General features: G+C 48.7%; 20 protein-coding genes. 8 read left to right on the top strand and 12 right to left on the bottom strand.

What is annotated here, in order from left to right; genetic code table 11:
• Nucleotides 1–90 precede the first annotated feature (90 nt).
• On the bottom strand, nt 91–1,965 hold the full coding sequence (locus N7E60_RS10130; RefSeq protein ID WP_269597391.1) for a DUF3413 domain-containing protein: 1,875 nt from the start codon (nt 1,963–1,965) through the stop codon (nt 91–93).
• Between the two features lie 42 nt (nt 1,966–2,007).
• On the bottom strand, nt 2,008–2,226 hold the full coding sequence (locus tag N7E60_RS10125; RefSeq protein ID WP_069590037.1) for a YejL family protein: 219 nt from the start codon (nt 2,224–2,226) through the stop codon (nt 2,008–2,010).
• A gap of 77 nt (nt 2,227–2,303) precedes the next feature.
• On the opposite strand from N7E60_RS10125, the gene yejK reads away from it, so the two are divergent.
• From yejK to N7E60_RS10105, 4 genes are all read left to right on the top strand, one after another.
• Nucleotides 2,304–3,320, top strand: coding sequence for a nucleoid-associated protein YejK (yejK, locus tag N7E60_RS10120; protein WP_269597390.1), 1,017 nt, complete (start codon nt 2,304–2,306; stop codon nt 3,318–3,320).
• 218 nt (nt 3,321–3,538) lie between these two features.
• Nucleotides 3,539–4,519 carry a TRAP transporter substrate-binding protein gene (locus N7E60_RS10115; RefSeq protein WP_269597389.1) on the top strand — a complete coding sequence of 327 codons (981 nt, stop codon included), beginning with the start codon at nt 3,539–3,541 and terminating at the stop codon, nt 4,517–4,519.
• A gap of 71 nt (nt 4,520–4,590) precedes the next feature.
• Entirely contained in the window at nt 4,591–5,163 is a 573-nt protein-coding gene (locus N7E60_RS10110; protein WP_077455732.1) for a TRAP transporter small permease, read from the top strand.
• Entirely contained in the window at nt 5,160–6,551 is a 1,392-nt protein-coding gene (locus N7E60_RS10105) for a TRAP transporter large permease (RefSeq protein ID WP_077674226.1), read from the top strand. The genes N7E60_RS10110 and N7E60_RS10105 overlap by 4 nt, the downstream gene beginning before the upstream one ends.
• 107 nt (nt 6,552–6,658) lie before the next feature.
• Here the strand turns inward: N7E60_RS10105 and nhaC are convergent, their stop codons facing one another.
• Nucleotides 6,659–8,086: a Na+/H+ antiporter NhaC gene (nhaC, locus tag N7E60_RS10100; protein WP_077674225.1), complete on the bottom strand. Its 1,428-nt coding sequence runs from the start codon at nt 8,084–8,086 to the stop codon at nt 6,659–6,661.
• A 545-nt stretch (nt 8,087–8,631) separates the two neighbouring features.
• On the opposite strand from nhaC, the gene asd reads away from it, so the two are divergent.
• On the top strand, nt 8,632–9,753 hold the full coding sequence (gene asd / locus N7E60_RS10095) for an aspartate-semialdehyde dehydrogenase (protein WP_077458486.1): 1,122 nt from the start codon (nt 8,632–8,634) through the stop codon (nt 9,751–9,753).
• A 166-nt stretch (nt 9,754–9,919) separates the two neighbouring features.
• Here asd and sodB read toward each other — a convergent pair whose 3' ends face one another.
• Nucleotides 9,920–10,504 (bottom strand): superoxide dismutase [Fe], encoded by a 585-nt coding sequence (sodB, locus tag N7E60_RS10090; RefSeq protein ID WP_069590049.1) that lies wholly within the window; start codon nt 10,502–10,504, stop codon nt 9,920–9,922.
• 283 nt (nt 10,505–10,787) lie between these two features.
• On the opposite strand from sodB, the gene N7E60_RS10085 reads away from it, so the two are divergent.
• Nucleotides 10,788–11,126, top strand: coding sequence for a Grx4 family monothiol glutaredoxin (locus tag N7E60_RS10085; RefSeq protein WP_069590051.1), 339 nt, complete (start codon nt 10,788–10,790; stop codon nt 11,124–11,126).
• Nucleotides 11,127–11,210: 84 nt separating this feature from the next.
• On the opposite strand, the gene N7E60_RS10080 is transcribed toward N7E60_RS10085, so the two are convergent.
• From N7E60_RS10080 to rnt, 3 genes are all read right to left on the bottom strand, one after another.
• Nucleotides 11,211–12,533, bottom strand: a complete 1,323-nt coding sequence (locus tag N7E60_RS10080; protein ID WP_069590053.1) for a Na+/H+ antiporter family protein — start codon at nt 12,531–12,533, stop codon at nt 11,211–11,213.
• A gap of 312 nt (nt 12,534–12,845) precedes the next feature.
• Complete coding sequence (locus tag N7E60_RS10075; RefSeq protein WP_269597388.1) at nt 12,846–14,159, bottom strand: porin; 1,314 nt, start codon at nt 14,157–14,159, stop codon at nt 12,846–12,848.
• A gap of 481 nt (nt 14,160–14,640) precedes the next feature.
• Nucleotides 14,641–15,318 carry a ribonuclease T gene (gene rnt, locus N7E60_RS10070; protein ID WP_096629419.1) on the bottom strand — a complete coding sequence of 226 codons (678 nt, stop codon included), beginning with the start codon at nt 15,316–15,318 and terminating at the stop codon, nt 14,641–14,643.
• A 150-nt stretch (nt 15,319–15,468) separates the two neighbouring features.
• Between rnt and motY the strand changes: the two genes are divergently transcribed.
• Both motY and N7E60_RS10060 read left to right on the top strand, forming a co-directional pair.
• Nucleotides 15,469–16,353: a flagellar protein MotY gene (motY, locus tag N7E60_RS10065; RefSeq protein ID WP_077455463.1), complete on the top strand. Its 885-nt coding sequence runs from the start codon at nt 15,469–15,471 to the stop codon at nt 16,351–16,353.
• Nucleotides 16,354–16,473: 120 nt separating this feature from the next.
• A protein-coding gene (locus N7E60_RS10060) for an IS5 family transposase (protein ID WP_269597063.1) occupies nt 16,474–17,270 on the top strand; the annotation gives its coding sequence in 2 pieces (ribosomal slippage) (nt 16,474–16,812 and nt 16,815–17,270; 795 coding nt in all).
• A gap of 30 nt (nt 17,271–17,300) precedes the next feature.
• Here N7E60_RS10060 and gloA read toward each other — a convergent pair.
• From gloA to rsxD, 5 genes are read right to left on the bottom strand one after another with little or no spacing between them, the layout of a single operon-like run.
• Nucleotides 17,301–17,717, bottom strand: coding sequence for a lactoylglutathione lyase (gene gloA, locus N7E60_RS10055; protein ID WP_069590061.1), 417 nt, complete (start codon nt 17,715–17,717; stop codon nt 17,301–17,303).
• 44 nt (nt 17,718–17,761) lie between these two features.
• On the bottom strand, nt 17,762–18,403 hold the full coding sequence (gene nth, locus N7E60_RS10050; protein ID WP_069590063.1) for an endonuclease III: 642 nt from the start codon (nt 18,401–18,403) through the stop codon (nt 17,762–17,764).
• 12 nt (nt 18,404–18,415) lie between these two features.
• Nucleotides 18,416–19,117 (bottom strand): electron transport complex subunit E, encoded by a 702-nt coding sequence (locus tag N7E60_RS10045; protein ID WP_077455460.1) that lies wholly within the window; start codon nt 19,115–19,117, stop codon nt 18,416–18,418.
• Nucleotides 19,114–19,749 carry an electron transport complex subunit RsxG gene (gene rsxG / locus N7E60_RS10040; RefSeq protein ID WP_069590067.1) on the bottom strand — a complete coding sequence of 212 codons (636 nt, stop codon included), beginning with the start codon at nt 19,747–19,749 and terminating at the stop codon, nt 19,114–19,116. The genes N7E60_RS10045 and rsxG overlap by 4 nt, the downstream gene beginning before the upstream one ends.
• Entirely contained in the window at nt 19,746–20,825 is a 1,080-nt protein-coding gene (gene rsxD / locus N7E60_RS10035; protein ID WP_077455458.1) for an electron transport complex subunit RsxD, read from the bottom strand. Before rsxD ends, rsxG begins: the two co-directional genes overlap by 4 nt.
• Nucleotide 20,826 lies beyond the last annotated feature (1 nt).

The raw sequence follows: 20,826 nt of genomic DNA, 5'->3' as shown, positions 1-20,826 counted from the left end.
GAATCACCCTCACAGCTGTCAATTACTCAACGACATTGTTTTCCTGTTTTTCAATCGTTTGGCTATTAATGCGCCACTTCGTGATTGAAATTAACGGTCATGCTCTTCTGGGTGATAGAAACGCTTCAATTCATGCATGACTTGCATCAATACAGACAGCTGCGGCTTGCCTTCCGGCAAAGGGGTATAGTGCTTATCATACACTTTATAGTTACCAAATTTGTCTACCACCGTGGTCTTTTGTGGCTGCACAACCACGATATCACGGCTATCTCCAGCAATAACCCATTTACGCGGGCGATTTTTCAGCTCGAACAAATTGGTCCCACTACTGTAGTTTTCAGCGGGTGAGCTCACTGACAGCATGGACTCCATCAAGGTGGGGGCCACATCTAGGTGACTGCTGTAATGGGTAATTTGTTCTGGGGCTTGGTTTGGCCAATGCATGACCAAGGGCACTTGCAACTGATAACGGCTGTAATTGGTGTTAGAACCCCATGTATTTAAACCGGTTTCGTTAAACTCCATACCATGGTTGGACGTAATCATAACCACCGTGTTTTCGAGCTGTCCCGATTGTTTCAAGTCTTCCAATAAAGCGCCAAGCTGATCATCGATATAGTGCGCGGCATTGTTGTAGCTGTTTTTCAATACCAGCGCCGTTTGGGTATCGACGCCGGCCATCGCGCTATCTAATGACGGCTGGAATGGTTGTGGATAGTCACCGCTTTGCTCGTAGTCACTCACGGTAGCGAGCTCCAGATAACCAAACCAAGGCGATGTATCACGCGCCGCAAGCCATGCTTGCATCTGAGAGACCGCTTCGGCATCGGCTTGCCAAGCGGGGAGATCGGGCAGATCATCGCTTTGTAAGTCGGCGCTAAAGATACTTTGGTAATAAATTGGATTGGTAAAGCCATCGCCACTGAATAGTCCAATCTGGTAGCGACGATTATTCAATGTATTCATGAGTACCGGACGCAGGCCTTCCGTGCGTGCACTTTGTGCATAGCTGCCGGGAAGACCATAGAAGAGCCCAAACAGCCCAGCCATATCGTCATTGCTGCTGCTGAAGTGATTTTTAAACCACAGGTTCTCATTGGCAAACTGGTAAAGGTGCGGCATGGTCACTGGGTTGAGCATGTCGGCGCGCAGCCCCTCGATCATTACCATCAATAGGTTTTTCTGATATTTACTCGCATCCGGTGCAAACGCGAGAGGCTCTAGGGGATAGCGAATGACCTCGCTATTTTCCTGACCCCGCTGTTCGCGGAGACGTTGGTATTCTTGCCTATCCAGCAAGCCATATTTTTCCATAAAGGTCTTCGCCGTCATTGGATAGGAGACAGGGAAGGTCGAGCGTTGCGCAGTCACGGGACTATAGATAAATGCGTCGGCCCAAATATGGATCAGATGGCTAGAAATAAAGCAGATTGCAAACACGGTCGCGACCGGGATCCCGATGCGCTTGCGCGTCAGTTTACGAAGTTTACGCCACACCCATTCTGACATGATTAATTGGAGAATAAAGATAGCTGGCACGGCAACAAAGAGGTATTGCCAGTGTGCATTCATGTCAGTTTTTTCGCCGCTTAACAACAGCTCCCACACCAAGGGGTTAAGATGGAGGTGGAGGGTTTCGTAGGCATAAATATCGAGCAGCAACACCATCATGCCCGTGGTTGCCACCAGTACGGCAAACAAGCGCATTAAGCGCTGTGAGGGAATGATAAAACTCGCCGGGAAGATGATCAGTATGTACAACGCAAACACAAGAAAGCCAAAATGGCCGACCCAGTTAAAAATCAGGTACGTTTGTCCTAACAGCGTTTCGGGCCATCCTGACTGGCTGATATAGCGTGTGCCAAGCAACATAGCGGCAATGATGTTAAAAAAGCTAAACCAATGCCCCCAGCTAATCAGCTGAGATACTTTGTCACGATACGATGTTCCGCTATCAACCATACGTCTTTATTCTTCTCTTTTAAGATGCTGCTGCACGGTGCGTTATTGTTTGTCGATAGAAGACAACAACGCTTGGGCGAATTTCTCGGCAAAAGCCTGACGTTGCGCGGCAGGAATATTCTGATTCAGGATATTGGTGGCGACGTTACCGACCACCATGAGCGACAAATCTGTTGACGCATCGTGTTGTTCTAACACATTGACAACATCACTGATGATGCGTTCCACTTGTTTGTCGTCATACTTTGAAGTTACAGGCATAAATTCGTCTTGTCGTAATAAAACCAAAGCTGCGTATAATAACCCACACTTTAGTCTTACTGAAAATCTTTTCAATCATGAGCCTCACGCTTTCTAACGTAATATTGCATCAAATCGTTAAGCAAGATGATGATTCGCTTAACGTTCATCTTCGTGACGGACCGTTACCGCTCAACGATCAAACTGACAATCTGATGGCCGATGTACATCGGGTATATCACGCAAAAGCAGGCAAAGGGTTTGCTTTATTTGACACTGACAGTGAATTTCAGCAGTGGTTAAAGGAATATCGTGACCAAGCCCTCGACTTTCGCACTTTTTCTGAAAAAGCTGTCGAACGTCTGCGTAATGAACTTGCTAAGTATCCCTTTGCCGACAGCGGTACTTTAATCATGGCGCATTATCGTGCGCTTGCGACCGATTATCTGTTTATTGGAGTGGTCGAATCTAAGCACAGTTTGCGGGTGACGGATGAGCTTGACGTCAATGCGACTGAGTACCTTGACGTGAGTAAGATGGATATTGCGGCGCGCATCGATCTCTCCACATGGGAGACCGACGCAGACTCCAACCGATATTTGTCCTTCATCAAAGGCCGAGTCGGACGCAAAATTGCTGACTTTTTCCTCGACTTCTTGCAAGCGCAAGTGGGCATGGACAGTAAACAGCAAAACCAAGTGTTGATGCAGGCCGTGGAAGATTACTGCGATGATGCGCGTTTGGAAAAAGAAGAAAAGAACGCGTATCGCAAGCAGGTCTTTGATTATTGTAATGATCAACTTAAATCAGGTGATGAAGTGGTAGTGAAAGAGCTTGCTCAAGAATTACCGCCAACGCCTGACGGTGTCGATTTCTACCAGTATGCCAATCAACAAGGTTATGAGCTTGAAGAGCAATTTCCTGCCGATCGGACGACCATGCGAAAACTTACCAAATTTGTAGGGGCTGGTGGCGGCTTATCGGTAAACTTCGATGCCATGCTGTTAGGTGAACGCGTCTTTTATGATCTAGAGACCGATACCCTGACTATCAAAGGCACCCCGCCTAATCTGCGTGATCAACTGCAGCGACGATTAACCAGTCGCGACGACTAATCATCAAGACCAAAGTGATCGATGAGGCTAATCAGTAATGGGTGAATTTTCGCCCATTTCTTTTTGGTCCGATCCCGTTTTCGTCGATCCACGCTGAATTGTTCCTTCTTCCTTGTTCACAGATTGACCTTGAGTGCCTAAAACGTAAACGAAACGTTATTTAAACGTCACTCAAATGTCATGAGTGACCTCACTGGCACAAGGAAAGAGGTTGAACAATGAAAAAGCTGACATTGTCTGCAATTGCACTATCGATCACGTTAGCGAGTGCAGCTCACGCTGCCCCTGAAGTGATTAAGTTCTCCCACGTGGTGGCAGAAAACACGCCCAAAGGACAAATGGCGCTGCATTTCCGAGATCTTGTCGCTGAGCGTATTGGTGACAAATACGAAGTGGAAGTGTATCCAAACTCACAATTATTTGGTGACGGCAAGGAGATGGAAGCGCTCCTACTTGGTGATGTCCAGTTTATTGCCCCTTCTTTATCAAAATTCTCCAAGTACACCAAAAAACTCCAAGTCTTCGATTTGCCATTTTTGTTTGAGGACATGGAAGCGGTTGACCGTTTTCAGCAATCAGATGCGGGGCAATCGCTGCTGCAGTCGGTCAAGGGCAAAGGCATGATCGGGCTGGGCTATTTGCATAACGGCCTCAAGCAATTGTCTGCCAGTGAACCACTACGGGTACCGAGTGATGCGTCTGGTAAGAAATTCCGCATCATGAGCTCAGACGTGTTGGCAGCACAATTTGATGCGGTAGACGCAGTGCCGCTTAAAAAGCCCTTCTCAGAAGTCTTTACCCTTCTACAAACCCGAGCCATTGATGGCCAAGAGAATACCTGGTCAAACATTTATTCGAAGAAGTTTTTTGAAGTTCAGCCTTATATTACAGCGTCAAACCATGGTGTGCTTGATTACATGGTTACCACCTCGGCGGAATTTTGGACGCAACTCCCAGATGCTGACCGTGAAGTGCTGAAAAAAGCGTTGGATGAGTCAGTGGCTTATGGCAATCAAATTGCGCAACAAAAAGCAGATGATGACCGCCAGAAGATCATTGACTCGGGACGCAGCCAAATTCTCACGTTGACCGATAAAGAGCGCGGTGAGTGGGTCGAAGCCATGCAGCCAGTGTGGCAGCAATTTGAGGATGAGATTGGCGCTGACTTGATTCAAGCGGCGGTACAAGCCAATCAATAATATCTAGCCGGGGATGCCCCGGCTTTTGTTTTGTCTCCGGTCTGACCGGGTTCATCCGTAGGGAGTGTAGGATGATCAAGTTCTTGCATCGATTCGAAGAAACCGTCATTGGGCTACTGCTGGTGGCGACGACCTTGTTGGTCTTTGTGGAGGTGGTGCTGCGTTTCTTCTTTAACGAAGGCTTACTTTGGGCACAAGAGGCCACCTTGTATTTATCGGCCTGGATGGTGCTGATTGGCGCGTCATGGGGGATCCGAGAAGGCGCGCATATTGGGGTAGATGCCTTGGTGAAAACATTTTCACCGTCACTGCAAAAGACAGTGACCTTAATTGCACTGGCGCTCGCCATGGTGTACTGCGTGCTGTTTTTCTATGGCAGTTGGGTCTACCTGAGCAAGATGAAGCTGATTGCGATTGAAATGGAAGATATTCCGATAGAAAAGTGGAAAGCCATGCTGTGCTTGCTGATCGGGTTCGCTTTGCTTGGACTGCGCATGATCACTGTGGCTATAGAAGTCATTCAAGGTAAGCGTCTTGGTTTTGGCTTTGCTGATGAAGCGAAGGAGAGCATGCATCTTGCTGAAGAGGGTGTTGAGGGTATGCCAACAAGCCGTCCAGCGGAAGGCAAGGAGGAATCAAAATGACCATTGCGGTTTTGTTTGGGTTATTGTTTTTGTGTATGTTCATGGGCATGCCCATTGCCATTGCGCTGGGGTTATCGAGTGTCAGTACCATTTTACTGTTCTCCAATGATTCCCTTGCCTCTATTGCTCTGAAACTTTTTGAAGCGACGACGCACCATTACACGCTGTTGGCGATTCCTTTTTTTATCCTATCTTCTGCCTTTCTCTCAACTGGAGGAGTGGCGCGTCGGTTAATTAATTTTGCGGTTGATTGCGTTGGCCATGTACGTGGTGGATTAGCGATGGCATCTGTCATGGCGTGCATGCTGTTTGCGGCAGTCTCTGGTTCATCGCCTGCAACGGTTGCAGCCATTGGCTCGATTGTGATTGTGGGGATGGTAAGAGCAGGCTATCCAAAAGCGTTTGCCGCTGGGGTGATCGCCAATGCGGGCACCTTGGGGATATTGATCCCTCCGTCAATTGTGATGCTGGTATATGCGGCGGCAACGGAAGTATCTGCCTCGAAGATGTTTATGGCGGGCTTTATTCCGGGTTTAATGATGGGCGGGATCCTGATGGTCGCGATTTATATTGTCGCACGCATTAAAGGCTTACCCTCGCAACCTTTCCCAGGCGTTAGCGCAGTGCTTGGCTCAGGGGCGCGAGCGATGGGCGGACTAATGCTTATCATTATTGTGTTGGGCTCTATCTATGGTGGCATAGCCAGCCCGACCGAAGCGGCTTCAGTTGCGGCTGTGTACGCATGGTTGGTGAGTGTGTGGGGATACCGTGATATCGGACCGCTGAAAGACACCCCGTGGCGTTTTGAGGGCGAGTCATCAATTCGTGCTTGGGGACGTAATATCGTCCAGCTGCCTTGGGTGATGATACGCTCGGTAACCGATAAAGAAGTGGCCCATGTGGTAAAAGATGCCGCCAAGGTTAGCATTATGCTGCTCTTTATTATCGCCAATGCGATGTTGTTTGCCCATGTGCTGACCACTGAGCGTATTCCACATACCATTGCCGAAAGCATTGTGGCATGGGGGCTGCCCGCATGGGGCTTTTTAATCGTGGTCAATATCCTCCTATTGATTGCGGGAAATTTTATGGAACCGTCGGCGATTTTGTTGATTATGGCGCCGATTTTGTTCCCTATCGCCATGCAGTTGGGCATCGACCCCATTCATTTGGGGATCATTATGGTGGTCAATATGGAAATCGGGATGCTGACCCCACCGGTTGGGCTAAACCTATTTGTGACGGCGGGGATTACTGGTGAGTCCATTGGTTGGGCAATCAAGGCGGCGCTGCCTTGGCTAAGCTTGCTACTGGTGTTCTTAATGCTGATTACCTACATTCCGCAAATTTCGCTCTTTTTACCTGAGTACCTCGATTCATTGCGCTAGCGAGAGTTGAGTACTTGGTATGCAAACAAAGAAGGCGCCGAATCGGCGCCTTCTTTATCTTCAGATTGCTCGCGGCGAGCGTCTTGCTTCGCCGCGTGGCAAAAAGATTATGCTTTCTCTGCAGCAGGCGTCATGGTTTCCGCCGCAGTTTGTTTGTCATCTACTTTGTCAACAAACCATCCCATGTAGCTGGTTACGATGGTGACAGCGATACACACAAAGCTTAACCACATAAACGGGGCGTAAGACAGGGTTGCAACACCCAGAATGCTGGCCATGTAGATACCATTGTCACTCCACGGCACCATGCCTGATGTCAGCGTGCCACCGAACTCAGCATTTCGTGATAGGTTTTTGCGTTGATAACCTAAGCGGTCGTAGTTTTTGGCACAGATTTTTGGTGTCAGGATCAGTGATACATACATCGCTGAACCAAAAATGTTCCCCATAAACGCCGTGCCAATGGTTGAGGTGGCGAGGCTTCCTGCGCTGTTAACGCGACGCTCAAACAGATTTGCGATGGTATGTAAGACGCCGACTTTTTCCAGCAATCCGCCGAAGCCAAGACCAAACACGATCACCGCAACCGAGCCCAGCATCGATTCCATGCCGCCACGGTTTAAGATGGCATCAATAAAGTCGACGCCCGAGGAGATATGAAAAGGCGCCCATGCGGTGTTAATTGCCTGCACGGGAGTCATGTCTTGCAGCATCACCGCCCATACAATACCGAGTAACGAACCAAAGCTAATTACAGGGAACGAGGGTAGACGCATCGCAAGCAATACCAACACCGCCAAAACAGGAATGAAAGAGAGCGGCGTGATCACAAATTGCTCTTCCATGGCCAACATCACGGTCTCAACTTGGCCCATGTCCACGTTGCCCGCGTAGTGCCACCCTACAGCGGTAAAGAGAATACCGGTGATGATGTAGCTGATAAGTGCAATAGGCAGCATGCCTTTAATGTGCTCAACGATCTCAACGCCTGACATTGATGAGGCCAAAATGACCGAATCTGAGAGCGGCGACATTTTGTCACCAAAGTAACAACCAGAAAGCACGGCGCCTGCGGTCATGGGGGCAGGAATACCCAACCCTTGTCCAATGCCCATCATGGCGATGCCGGCTGTACCTGCCGAGCCCCAAGAGGTTCCGGTAGCCAATGCGGTGAGGGAACAAATCAACATGGTCGCAAGAAGGAAAATAGAAGGGTGAATTGCTTTTAGACCATAGAAGATAATGGTTGGAACGATACCACCTGCAATCCATGTACCGACTAAGGCACCGACCGAAAGCAGAATAAGCACAGCGCCTAAACCATTTGAGATCCCTTTCGTGGCAGCAGCCTCAAGGTCTTTATATTGATGACCGAGTTTTAGGCCTAATACCATGATCACGAACCAGCCGATAAACAGGGCCAATTGGATCGGGAGATCGAGTTTTGCCGTAAATGAAAACGCTAGCGCGAGAAATATACCGAGCGAGAGAATCACTTGAAAGACTGATGGCAGTCTTGCTTGTTGTGTTGTCATAACCTTAACCTTCTTCACGTCGCACTCCTTGCAAAGCCGTGGGGCGAACGTATCGACATCATTATTGGAAGGTGGACCTAATGTGATAACGCGACTACTCCCTGCGCAATTTACCCCCTTTAACCAGGGCTAAACTCACATCACTCTCCGTGTGTCAGTATCCTATTCCGTTTGTGAGGCGACATACTCTAGCTAACACCACAAAGAGATGGGAAACATTTTTGCCAGTAATGTGAGTCTTCCGCGAATTAGGTTGCGATTACCGTATCCAGGTTAAACCTAGGGAAAGACTTGGTTTTAAATTGATTAAAATACAGTTTTCATTTTGTTGTTGATTGTGTGTTTTTTCGTCGTGCATACGTTAAATGTCTTCATACACGTCTGTCTGGATTCCTTTGGTTTGATGAGGAATTGAACAGTTAACGACCTTGACCTGACTATCGTAAATCGACGTGTTAGTATCAAAAGCGTTTTTTCACTGACCGAACCGTGCTTATCTGGTTAAGCGTTTGGTTCAGTCACACAACATGGAGTGTGAAATTATGATGCGAGTAGGTTTAATTGGCTGGCGTGGCATGGTGGGATCTGTGCTGATGCAGCGTATGGTAGAAGAAAAAGACTTTGACCATATTGAGCCTGTCTTCTTCAGCACCTCACAAGTTGGCATCGCGGCCCCGAATTTCGGCAAAGATGCGGGCATGCTTAAAGATGCTTACGACATTGATGCCCTCAAAACCCTAGATGCTATTATCACCTGCCAAGGCGGGGATTACACCAACGCGGTTTATCCTAAGTTGCGTCAAGCTGGCTGGAAAGGCTACTGGATTGATGCAGCCTCATCATTGCGAATGGCAGATGATAGTATCATCACCTTGGATCCGATTAACTTTAAACAGATTCAAGCGGGGATCCACGGCGGTACACGCACGTTTGTGGGCGGTAACTGCACCGTTAGCTTAATGCTAATGGGCCTAGGCGGTCTTTACCAATCAGGTTTAGTCGAGTGGATGACGGCACAAACCTATCAAGCCGCGTCTGGCTCTGGCGCGAAGCATATGCGCGAGCTGATCAGTCAAATGGGTGTGATTAATGATGCGGTTAACACCGATCTGGCCAGTCCCGCGACCTCGATTCTCGACATCGACCGTAAAGTCGCCCAGACCCTTCGCTCCGATGATTTCCCTGCCGATAACTTTGGCGTGCCACTAGCGGGCTCACTGATCCCTTGGATTGATGTGAAACGTGATAATGGTCAGAGCAAGGAAGAGTGGAAAGCGACTGTTGAAACCAACAAAATCTTAGGTCTACAAGACAATCCAATCCCTATCGATGGCACTTGCGTACGTATTGGTGCAATGCGTTGTCACAGCCAAGCCTTAACGGTGAAGCTGAAAAAAGCAGTACCAATGGATGAAATCGAAGAGATGATTGGTTCGCACAATGATTGGGTGAAAGTGGTACCTAATGAACGTGAAGTGACCATGACTGACTTGAGCCCAGCGAAGGTGACAGGCACGTTATCGATCCCGGTAGGCCGCCTACGTAAACTGGCAATGGGTGATGATTTCCTCAACGCCTTTACGGTGGGTGACCAACTGCTTTGGGGGGCGGCTGAGCCACTGCGTCGCTCGCTGCGCATTATCTTAGCGGAAACCGCGCAAGATTAATGATGGCTATTTCGCCAAACCAAGCCGCCTATTTGGGCGGCTTTTTATTGCCCATCATTTAATGGTCGTCGCCGGTGAGCTTTAGCCATTGTGTAATGATGAACATGAACCACAAAAAAGGAGGCGATTATCGCCTCCTTTTGACTGGGTATGTGACGTTACGTCATTAAGCGGCGAAGTTTTTCGCGACAAATTCCCAGTTGATCAGTTTCCAGAACGCAGCCATGTAGTCTGGACGTACGTTACGGTAATCGATGTAGTAAGCGTGCTCCCAAACATCAACAGTCATCAGTGGCGTTTCACCGTCGTGAGTCACTGGTGTTTCGGCATTCGAGGTGTTCACGATTGCCACAGAACCGTCCGCTTTTTTGACCAGCCACGTCCAGCCAGAGCCAAAGTTGTTCACTGCTGAGGTAGTGAACTGAGTTTTGAACTCTTCGAAAGAGCCAAACGCTTTGTTGATTGCATCTGCTAGCTCACCAGTTGGCTCGCCACCGCCGTTCGGGCTTAGGCAATGCCAATAGAAGGTGTGGTTCCACACTTGAGCTGCGTTGTTGAAGACACCGCCTGAAGAGGTTTTGATGATGTCTTCAAGTGATTTACCTTCGAATTCAGTCCCTTCGATCAGACCATTCAGCTTAACCACGTACGTGTTGTGGTGTTTGCCATAGTGATACTCGAGGGTTTCTTTTGAAATGTGTGGCTCTAGCGCGTCTTTCGCGTAAGGCAGTTCAGGTAGTTGGAATGACATTGCTTATATCTCCGTTTTTATATGGGGAGTGCTTCCTGTAGTCCGACACCGACAGTATCAAAAGAGGGAATGCTCTCAGCTGATACCACTGTAAAACATTACCTCATGGCGGTGTGGCTACTCTTTTTCGTTTTGCTCCGCCTAGTTTAGCAAGTTTTTACTTTATTAAAAGGATGGCGGCAAAATTTTTGTTGCTAATCCCACAATGGATTTAGGCATTTTTTTCCAATCGGTTAGCAAGTAGAATCAAGGGTAAGACTCAAAGACAGTGTTCGAGGAAGCAATGGAAACGATTGATAAGATTAAGCAGCAAATCGAAGAAAATGCGATTCTGCTGTATATGAAAGGCTCTCCTAAGCTGCCAAGTTGTGGTTTTTCATCACAAGCATCACAAGCGCTGATGGCATGTGGTGAAAAGTTTGCTTATGTAGACGTACTCCAAAACCCAGATATCCGCGCTGAACTACCCGTTTATGCCCAGTGGCCAACCTTTCCACAGCTGTGGGTTGAGGGTGAATTAGTCGGCGGTTGTGACATTATTTTGGAAATGTTCCAAAAGGGTGAGTTACAGCCACTCGTCAAAGAAGCGGCAGAGCGTCGTGACGCGAGCGAAAATGAGTGATTGAGAAGACACTCATTCGCTGAAGCATGCAAAAAGCCACGTTGAGAAACGTGGCTTTTTTATCGCTGACAGAGGCCTTTGCGATTACAGCACCATCGCCGCTAACCAGCCAAAGGCAATCAGAGGTAGGTTATAGTGGATAAAGGTAGGAACCACTGTATCCCAAATATGCTCGTGCTGTCCGTCGGCATTGAGCCCTGATGTTGGACCTAAAGTCGAGTCGGATGCCGGGGAGCCCGCATCACCAAGCGCGGCAGCCGTGCCGACCAATGCGATAGTCGCCATTGGTGAGAAACCAAACGCCAAAGACAATGGCACATAGATGGTTGCGATAATCGGAATGGTCGAGAACGATGAGCCAATGCCCATGGTCACCAACAAGCCAACGACCAACATCAGAAACGCGGCTAGCGGCTTGTTGTCGCCAATTGAGCCAGATAAGGAGCTGACGAGCGATTCAACGCCGCCGGTGGCCTTCATCACCGCCGCAAATCCCGCCGCCGTGATCATGATAAAGCCGATCATAGCCATCATATGGACCCCTTTGGTGAACACATCTTGGGTGTCTTTCCAGCGGATCACGCCGCCAAAGGTAAATACCATAAAGCCGGCTAATGAGCCCACAATCATTGAGCCCGCCATCAGCTGAACGCTTAGGGCGGCGACAATTGCGACGCCAGCGACCCAAAGATTTCGTGACTCAACCTGATTGTTTTCAGGTTCTGCATCGAGAATTGCGCCTTCCTGATACTGCCGTGGCTTGCGATAGCTAATAAAAGTGGCGATCAGTAAGCCCACGACCATGCCAGCGGCGGGAAGCAACATTGCAGTTGGTACTTGAGCAGCAACCACATCGAGGCCATTTTCATTCAGGTTTTTGAGCAAAATGTTGTTCAAAAAAATGCCACCAAAGCCAACGGGTAATACCATATACGGCATAATTAAACCGAAGGTCAGTACACAAGCCACCAAGCGGCGATCGAGCTTTAAGCGTTGGAACACATGCAGTAACGGTGGGATCACAATAGGAATAAATGCAATGTGTACGGGGATCGCGTTCTGAGACGAAATGGCGAGTAAGCCGAGTAAAATTAAGACAAGATACTTGAATGTGGTTGTCGCAGCGTCGGTTGGGCGTGCATTGAGTTTACGGATGACCGCATGGGCGAGCACATCTGTTATCCCTGAGCGGCTAATCGCCACGGCAAATGTGCCAAGCATGGCATAACTTAGAGCAATAGTGGCGCCGCCACCTAGTCCACCTTCAAAGGCGCTGATGGTGTCTGACAAGCTCAAGCCGCCAACCAATCCACCTAAGACGGCGCTAAATGTCAACGCAACCACGACATTGACGCGCATTAGCGCCAGTGCCAGCATGACACAGACCGAAATAACTACCGGGTTCATGAAAACTTTCCTGTTATGGGCATTGTGACTGCAGCTATGCTGCGGGGTCTATCTATGGTTTTGTAATTAAGCCACCCAGTTTGCGCAAAAATTTGTCTGTGTCGAGGGGGAATCGACTTTTTTTGTTATTTTATTTCATCAAAAAAAGAGAAGGTCGCTAAAGCGCTAAAAAATTGGCTTGCCCGTTTACTTGATTGTCTACCTACGCGGCAGGTTGATTGATGCAGCAGAAAAGGTTTTTATTATTTCGACGTGAACAAAAAACGGCCAACATAAAGCTGGCCGTTTGATACGAGTATTTGCTGATTGAGGTTAGAACAAGTAGTTCAACTGCAACCCGTAGATATACGCGTCACCACCGGCTGAGAAAGCAAAGCCATCTTCGCTCCCGTCTACTTGGTCACCGTCTAGGTACGCGAAACCTGCGTCGATAGAGAGGTTATCATTTGCGGTATACGTAGTGCCTAAACTCCACCAGTGACGATCTGAGTCGGGAATGCTTAATGTACGATCCTCTGCACTGACAGGGCTTTCATCATACGCATAACCTGCACGGAACGCCCAGTGCTTATCCAAGGTATAAGTGGCACCCAGTGAATAACGCCAGCTGTCATCCCAGTTTTCATCTTTTTGTAGACACTGCCCGGCGGTGCCGTCATTACAATTTGATGCGGAGCTGGTCGCTTTTAGCTCTTGGAAGCTATCCCAGCCAGTATACATGGCACTATAGTGTAGCGCGATTTGTTGGTTAAGTTGATGGAAGCCAGAAAATTCAATGACTTCTGGAAGGTTGAGTTCCAGTTCCCCTGCAACTGATTGCCCAGACTTGCCAACGGCTATCGTCGATGTTCCTTCATAGTCACCTTCTAGTGTTATATCTGACTTAGAGCGGTATGAAAGACCGAATCGGTTGTCTTCATCCAATTCCCACAGAACACCGAGGTTCCAACCAAAGCCCCAGCCATCACCTTTAAGGTGAGCGACGCGACTCGTTGCTGTATAGGAGGTGCCCAACTTAGTATTAAGGTTTGATGCGGCAGCACCAGCAAAACGGTTCAACTCTGCATCCGCATAAATCGCGCTGATACCGGCACCGATACTCCATTGCTCGTTGATTTTATAAGCGATGTTAGGGTTAAAGTTCATTGTGACGAGCGCTGTATCCCCTGCACCGACACCAGCTGCAAAATCTTTAGGATACTCGGTCGACAAACCGAAATTAGAAAATGCGGAAAAACCAACTGCAAGTTTGTCATCGATAGGATGGATTAAATGAAAGCTAGGCACGTACTCCGTCGGCGCAATATCTTTCGCTTCTGTGGACATTCCTAGAGCTTCTAGAGTCGCTTTTGGTACTGCACCATTATTAGCGCTTTGCACATCAGCATGCACGTCTGGGTCAATGATACTTAAACCACCCGAAAACGCGGTGGTATTGAAGCGGGTTAGGGCGGCAGCATTTCGTGCGCCGACTGCTGCATTATCCGCAATCGCGGCTTCACCTGCAAAGGCTCGCCCCAAACCGGATACCGAGGTTTCTGACACTTGGAAGCCGGCACTATGAGCTTGCACGGCTAGCAAAGATAAACTGGTTGCCACTAGCGATTTTTCAAATAGTGATGACATAGCGCGCCTCACTCCTTTATTAATTTAGCTTCTTGTCCTTTGGGGCCGCCCCCTTCCGCGCCCATGTTCTCTGAGCTACAAAAGTGGTCGGATGTTATTCACGACTAATAGTGGCACCGATTTGCTATTTGTTAAAGGGAGGTTTCAAAAGGGAAAACTAAGTGATATGCGAGAATTGTTAGCATGCGTTTGTATTGGACGTTTTAAGTAAAAACTCTACTCAGTGATTTAGTGAAATCTTTATTGATTTTACGCCTTTTTTCTAGCTGTGCTTTGTTGCGCATGCTTTGTGTGCCTGTTTAAGTTCTCTCTGTGGAAGTGTTTAGGTAAGGTGATAATTAGATCGCAAAAATGTGACGCCAAACATATTGTTAACAAACTGAGTAGGGCGTATTTAAGGCTTAAGAGCGCAGAGTCGAGGGAAGGTGTCTGAGTGAAAAAAGCGACCCGATTGGGTCGCGTCATGCATGGATTAATAATCTTATGTCTCCGATGTGGTCGATGTATCGCTGTTCTCGGGCGTGATGGCAAGTGGCCAGCCGCCTAGGCGTTTCCAGCGATTAACTATCTCACAGAAGAGCTCTGCGGTGCGCTCAGTATCATAAAGGGCGCTATGTGCTTCTTTATTGTCGAATGCAATCTCAGCGGCTTGGCAGGCTTTTGCTAATACCGTTTGCCCGAGCGCAAGCCCACTGAGAGCCGCCGTATCAAATGTCGCAAAAGGATGGAAAGGGTTGCGCTTTAATTGCGCGCGTTCAGCGGCGGCCATGACGAAGCTGTGATCAAAGTTTGCATTGTGGGCGACCATGATCGCGCGCTGGCACTCTGCCGCCTTTTGCTCTTTGCGGATCAGCTTGAAAATTTCGCGCAGTGCTTCCCCTTCATCAACCGCGCCGCGCAGTGGGCTAAATGGGTCTCGAATGCCAGTAAATTCGAGCGCCGCAGGCTCAAGGTTTGCGCCTTCAAATGGCGTGACATGAAAGTGAATAGTTTTATCTGTGGTCAGCCAGCCTTGTTCATCCATTTTAAGGGTGACGGCGCAGATTTCTAACAAAGCATCGGTTTTTGCGTTAAATCCTGCGGTTTCTACGTCCACAACAACAGGAAAATAGCCGCGGAAACGGGCTTTAAGACTATTTGGATCGAGATCTTGGCTCATGCAGTCGTCACTTTACTGGGAAGAATAAAAGCGTGATTATCGCAAATCGCGGCGTTAAGCTAAAGTCGGCGTGACTCACGTCGATATCTTAAGTTACACACTGCGCTAAAGCGTAAAGAGAGTATGATGCGAAAATCGGTTTTTAGGACAATGAGTCGCCCGTCGGTGCTCGGGATAGTGTTTGCAGTCAGCGGCCTATGGTTGGCGTCACCGGTGTGGGCGAACAAGCTTTACGTCGCGCCATTAGGGGCGTCTAATTGGACGGTCACGATAGATACGCCGATTGAGTGTCGCTTGGAGCACACCATCCCTCGCTATGGGCAAGCATCATTTACCTCTCGCGCCAGTAAAGAGATGAATTTAGACTTTGAGCTGGATATGCAACGTCCGATGGGAAAAACCGCAGATGTTTCTTTGCTCTCTATGCCCGCAGACTGGATGCCTGGTGAGCCGGCGAAATATATGGATCAACTGAAGTTCTTCAAGCAATTTGATGGTTATGTTGGCGGACAAACGGCGTGGGCGATGCTCAGTGAGTTAGAAGATGGGCGCTTCCCTACCTTTAGCTTTCAAGATTGGCAACGACAACAGCAGCGTGTTGATATTGCGCTGTCTGCAGTGGCGTTTGGTGCGCCATATCATGAGTTTAGCCGTTGCTTAAATAGCCTACTGCCGTATGCGTTTGAAGATATTTCATTTACGGTGCTGCGGTATCAGGAAAACAGTGATGAACTGACGAAAGCGAGTATGCAGCGCCTGACACAGATTGCAGAGTTTGTTCGTTACAGTGACGATATCGATCTTATCCTTGTGGCAACGTATTCGGACTCTCGCGGGACACGTGCCGCTAACCAGCAAATGTCTGAACGGCGAGCCAAAAAGCTACGCGACTATTTTACGTCTCTTGGACTTCCTGAAGATAGGATTACGGTGGAAGCCTATGGGGAGCGACGTCCAATTGCGGATAATGAAGACCCGATTGGGCGAAGTAAGAACCGACGCGTGGTGATCTCTTTGGGACGGACCTTGCTGTAGCCCTGATTGAATGTCAAAAAGCCCAGCATGACTGCTGGGCTTTCGATTCTCACCACGGTCTAAGAACCTATCTCAATAGGTGTTGTCTGAGTAAATCAACACCTATTGAAAATACTGTAAATGAATTCGACACAATACCTAATCTCTGACGCCCTTTGGGCAAAAATTGAGCCGCTTTTACCAATCCACAAGACGAACCATCCTCTAGGAACACATCGAAAGAGAGTCGATAATCGTGATGCCATGAACGGCATCCTCTTTGTTCTCAGAACTGGTTGTCAGTGGAATGCGCTTAACGCGACAGGTATTTGTTCCTCTAGCTCTGCACATCGTCGTTTTCAAGAGTGGCGAGATGCAGGAGTCTTTGAGCGATTTTGGCAAAATGGCCTGATTTACGAAGGGGTTGATTGGAGTTCCATATCAATGGACGGGTGCCAAACTAAAGCACCTTTAGCTGGCTCAAAAAAACAGGTAAGAACCCAACAGACCGTGCGAAACAAGGCGTAAAACGCAGTTTGTTGACGGATGCGAATGGATTGCCACTGGCTGTTGTTAGCGATGGCGCAAACGTCCACGACATTAAGCTGGTACTTCAAACATTAGATGCACTAGAGTGTTATCGGCCGCCGCTGAAAGTACCTTTGTACCTAGACAAAGGTTATACAGGCCAGTGGTTACATGATGAACTGGTTGCTTTGAACTACATTCCCCATGTTCAATCACGTGCTGAAGAGGCCGCGAGCTTGAAGCAATCGGATGATTTTAAGGCTCATCGTTGGGTTGTGGAGCGAACTCATAGCTGGCTAAACCGTTATCGTAGATTGCTTGTTCGTTGGGAAAAGAAAATCGAAAACTACGAGGCCATGTTGCATTTTGCTTGTGGCCTCATTGTTTGGAATAAATCCCTTTTGGGATAGGTTCTAAGTCGTGGTAATTAACCGCGTGAGTTAGCCGTTTAGGCCGGCAGACGCGCTTTTGTTCTGGATCAGCTCGAGCTTGTAACCGTCTGGGTCAGTCACAAAGGCAATTTCAGTACTGCCACCTTTTACTGGGCCTGGCTCACGGGTAATGTTTCCACCAGCCTGACGGATTTGCTCACAGGTCGCGTAGATGTCGTCGACACCAATAGCGATATGACCAAATGCGTTGCCATGATCATAGTCGCTCTCGCCCCAGTTATAAGTGAGCTCAATCACCGCCCCTTCAGATTCATCACTGTAGCCGACAAAAGCCAAGCTATATTTGTATTGCTCATTTTCATTGGTGCGCAGTAGGCGCATTCCCATCACCTCAGTGTAGAACTTGATGGCACGATCAAGGTCTCCTACACGGATCATGGTATGTAAAATTCTGCCGTTCGACATGACGTTGCTCCTTTTTTCGTTTACCAGTCACTAACCTGTAGCGGTTAGCTTTCGGGGTAGACTTTCTCTTTGTATTCACACAGATCTTCAATGATGCAACTCCCGCAGCGCGGCTTGCGCGCCAGGCAGGTGTAGCGTCCATGCAGAATAAGCCAATGATGAACATCAACTTTGAATTCTTTTGGCACCACCTTGAGCAGCTTTTCTTCTACGTCGTTCACGTTTTTGCCCACAGCAAACTTGGTGCGATTGGAGACGCGGAAAATATGCGTATCGACCGCAATAGTGGGCCAACCGAATGCCGTATTGAGCACCACGTTGGCCGTTTTACGACCGACACCGGGTAGGGCTTCCAAGGCTTCTCTGTTTTCAGGCACTTCGCCTTGGTGCTTTTCGACCAAGATGCGGCAGGTTTTAATCACGTTTTCTGCTTTTGAGTTAAACAGCCCGATGGTCTTGATGTACTGTTTAACGCCTTCAACGCCTAAATCCAGTAACCCCTGTGGTGTATTGGCTACCGGGTAGAGCTTTGCCGTGGCTTTATTCACGCTCACGTCTGTTGCTTGTGCTGAGAGTAACACTGCAATAAGCAACTCAAAAGGGGTTGACCAGTTCAACTCCGTTTGAGGATTAGGGTTATTGTCTCTCAGTCTTTCTAGTATCTCTTGACGCTTTTGTTTGTTCATCGTGCTACTCAGTTACTGATTCCCTGTGATCCGCGCGCGCTCGATAACAGGTTTTTGGTCTTTTTCTGTTTTGCTGGCCAAGTGCTTATCAATAATATTTTTCAGCGCAATGAGAAACCCGACCGCAAGGAAAGCGCCGGGGGGCAAAATGGCGAGCAAAAAGCTGGTGTCAAATTGAAAAATCTCAATCCTGAGCGCAGCGGCCCAGTCCCCGAGCAATAGGTCAGCACCATCAAATAAGGTGCCATTGCCCAAGATTTCGCGGATGGCGCCAAGAATCACGAGAGCGGCGGTCATTCCTGTTCCCATCCAAAAGCCATCACTGATTGATAGTCCTACAGGATTTTTAGAGGCGAAGGCCTCTGCACGACCAATAATGATGCAGTTGGTGACGATTAACGGGATAAAAATCCCAAGCGATTGATAAAGGCCGAAGGCATAGGCATTCATCACCAACTGCACACAGGTTACCAAAGAGGCAATAACCATCACGAAAATCGGGATGCGGACTTCTTTGGGCACCCAATCTCGAATGATAGACACAATGAGGTTTGAGCCGACGAGGACCGCGAGGGTGGCCACTCCCAAACCGAGAGCATTAGTAACGGTTGCTGATACCGCCAACAGCGGACATAGACCTAACAGTTGCACGAAGGCCGGATTGTTGCTCCACAAGCCGTTTTTCATCAACTCTTTATGGGCGGCGTTCATCATTGACCTCCACAATTAATCGGCTGATTGATCAGTACATCTTGATTTTGGCTGACATACCAAGCAGCCTTTTTCACCGCTTTAACCACGGCTCGAGGCGTGATTGTCGCACCGGTAAATTGGTCGAATTGTCCGCCATCTTTGCGCACAGCCCAACGATTATCGTTCTCTGCCGTCACTTTTTTACCCGCAAAGCTTTGCACCCAATCTGAAACACGAATATCGACTTTATCACCCAGCCCGGGGGTTTCGTTGTGGGCAAGAACACGCACACCCAGTACATTATGACTGGTGGCGTCCATCCCAATGAGCACGCTAATCGCGCCATTGTAACCATCGGGAGCAATGGCTTGGATGGCCACTGCGGTGACTGTGTCATTTTGGGTGGCAACGTAAAAAGGCTGTGCTTCGTCGGTACCTAGTGCATCGGCATTTTGAATCAAACGACAGGTCTTGTGTAAGGCGTTGTCGTGCATTGACTCAGGGATCACTTGGTTCAGGGCCTTCGCCAATTGTCTTTGTTGTTGCTCTTGAATCGTGTCTTCGGTGAGCGTATGCGTAATAGCAACTAACGCGGTGGAGAGCAGTGCCGCTATCGCAAGGATCCCACCGTGTTTGCGAATGGTTTCAATCATGATTGTGACTTCTTCTCTGCACGTTTATGGGTGTGGCCATAGGTACGTGGCTTGGTGTAATAATCAATCAAAGGGACGCACAAATTGGCAATAATCACGGCGAAAGCGACACCGTCTGGGTAACCGCCCCAAGTACGGATTAAGAAAACCAATACCCCAATAATACCGCCGAACCACAAACGCCCTTTATCGGTGGTGGAGGCAGAAACAGGATCCGTGGCGATAAAAAACGCCCCGAGCATGGTTGCACCCGATAAGAGGTGAACGAGCGGAGAGGCTAACTGGTCGGGCGCAATCAAATGGCCGAGTAACGCGCAGGCCAGCAAGGCGGATAGCATAGCAACTGGAATATGCCAGTTGATGATACCGCGTTGAATCAGCACCAATCCGCCCACCAAATATAGGGCATTTACCCATGCCCAACCTTCGCCAGCAATGGCACTGAAAATAGGCTGTTGAAGCGCTTCGCTGACCGTTTTACCCCCAGCGAGTGCTGTTTTAATCGTATCGAGTGGCGTGGCCATAGTGATGCCATCAGCGGTCATGCGTAATTGGTTAACGCTAAAGCCGTCTAAGGTGAAACCACTGAAAATTGCAGATAACGCATCGCCTAAGGTGAGTGGATAGGCGGCGAGACTCTCTGGCGGAAGCCAAGTGGTCATTTGAACAGGAAATGAGATCAAAAGTACCACATAGCCAACCATGGCAGGGTTGAATAGATTCTGCCCCAAGCCGCCATAAATATGCTTCGCTACAACAATTGAAAACAGCGTACCAATCACGATGACCCACCAAGGCGCGAGCGGTGGAATGGCCACAGCGAGCAGAAATGCGGTGAGTAACGCACTATTATCACGTAAATAAGCAAGCGGGGGGCGTTGACGAAGTCGCATAACGACCGCTTCAGCTGCCCATGCTGTCGAGATGGCAAGTGCCAACTGAATGATGACTCCCCAACCAAAGAAGTACCACTGGGCCGCCAAACCAGGTAGCGCACACAGAAGGACTGTAAGCATGATTTGACTGGTTGAGCGCTTGTTGTGGGCGTGCGGAGAGCTAGCAATAAAAAACGCCACG

Source organism: Salinivibrio proteolyticus, from assembly GCF_027286365.1.
Classification (GTDB): Bacteria; Pseudomonadota; Gammaproteobacteria; order Enterobacterales; family Vibrionaceae; genus Salinivibrio; species Salinivibrio proteolyticus.
This window is presented reverse-complemented; position numbering and strand designations above follow the sequence as displayed.

Excerpts from the sequence above, each read along its gene's own strand:
- gloA (WP_069590061.1), bottom strand. The coding sequence starts at position 17,717 with ATGTCGAACGGCAGAATTTTACATACCATGATCCGTGTAGGAGACCTT.
- N7E60_RS10115 (WP_269597389.1), top strand. The coding sequence starts at position 3,539 with ATGAAAAAGCTGACATTGTCTGCAATTGCACTATCGATCACGTTAGCG.
- N7E60_RS10105 (WP_077674226.1), top strand. The coding sequence starts at position 5,160 with ATGACCATTGCGGTTTTGTTTGGGTTATTGTTTTTGTGTATGTTCATG.
- N7E60_RS10110 (WP_077455732.1), top strand. The coding sequence starts at position 4,591 with ATGATCAAGTTCTTGCATCGATTCGAAGAAACCGTCATTGGGCTACTG.
- nth (WP_069590063.1), bottom strand. The coding sequence starts at position 18,403 with ATGAACAAACAAAAGCGTCAAGAGATACTAGAAAGACTGAGAGACAAT.
- N7E60_RS10125 (WP_069590037.1), bottom strand. The coding sequence starts at position 2,226 with ATGCCTGTAACTTCAAAGTATGACGACAAACAAGTGGAACGCATCATC.
- yejK (WP_269597390.1), top strand. The coding sequence starts at position 2,304 with ATGAGCCTCACGCTTTCTAACGTAATATTGCATCAAATCGTTAAGCAA.
- asd (WP_077458486.1), top strand. The coding sequence starts at position 8,632 with ATGCGAGTAGGTTTAATTGGCTGGCGTGGCATGGTGGGATCTGTGCTG.
- sodB (WP_069590049.1), bottom strand. The coding sequence starts at position 10,504 with ATGTCATTCCAACTACCTGAACTGCCTTACGCGAAAGACGCGCTAGAG.
- motY (WP_077455463.1), top strand. The coding sequence starts at position 15,469 with ATGAGTCGCCCGTCGGTGCTCGGGATAGTGTTTGCAGTCAGCGGCCTA.
- rnt (WP_096629419.1), bottom strand. The coding sequence starts at position 15,318 with ATGAGCCAAGATCTCGATCCAAATAGTCTTAAAGCCCGTTTCCGCGGC.
- N7E60_RS10130 (WP_269597391.1), bottom strand. The coding sequence starts at position 1,965 with ATGGTTGATAGCGGAACATCGTATCGTGACAAAGTATCTCAGCTGATT.
- N7E60_RS10085 (WP_069590051.1), top strand. The coding sequence starts at position 10,788 with ATGGAAACGATTGATAAGATTAAGCAGCAAATCGAAGAAAATGCGATT.
- rsxG (WP_069590067.1), bottom strand. The coding sequence starts at position 19,749 with ATGATTGAAACCATTCGCAAACACGGTGGGATCCTTGCGATAGCGGCA.
- N7E60_RS10080 (WP_069590053.1), bottom strand. The coding sequence starts at position 12,533 with ATGAACCCGGTAGTTATTTCGGTCTGTGTCATGCTGGCACTGGCGCTA.
- nhaC (WP_077674225.1), bottom strand. The coding sequence starts at position 8,086 with ATGACAACACAACAAGCAAGACTGCCATCAGTCTTTCAAGTGATTCTC.
- N7E60_RS10045 (WP_077455460.1), bottom strand. The coding sequence starts at position 19,117 with ATGATGAACGCCGCCCATAAAGAGTTGATGAAAAACGGCTTGTGGAGC.
- N7E60_RS10075 (WP_269597388.1), bottom strand. The coding sequence starts at position 14,159 with ATGTCATCACTATTTGAAAAATCGCTAGTGGCAACCAGTTTATCTTTG.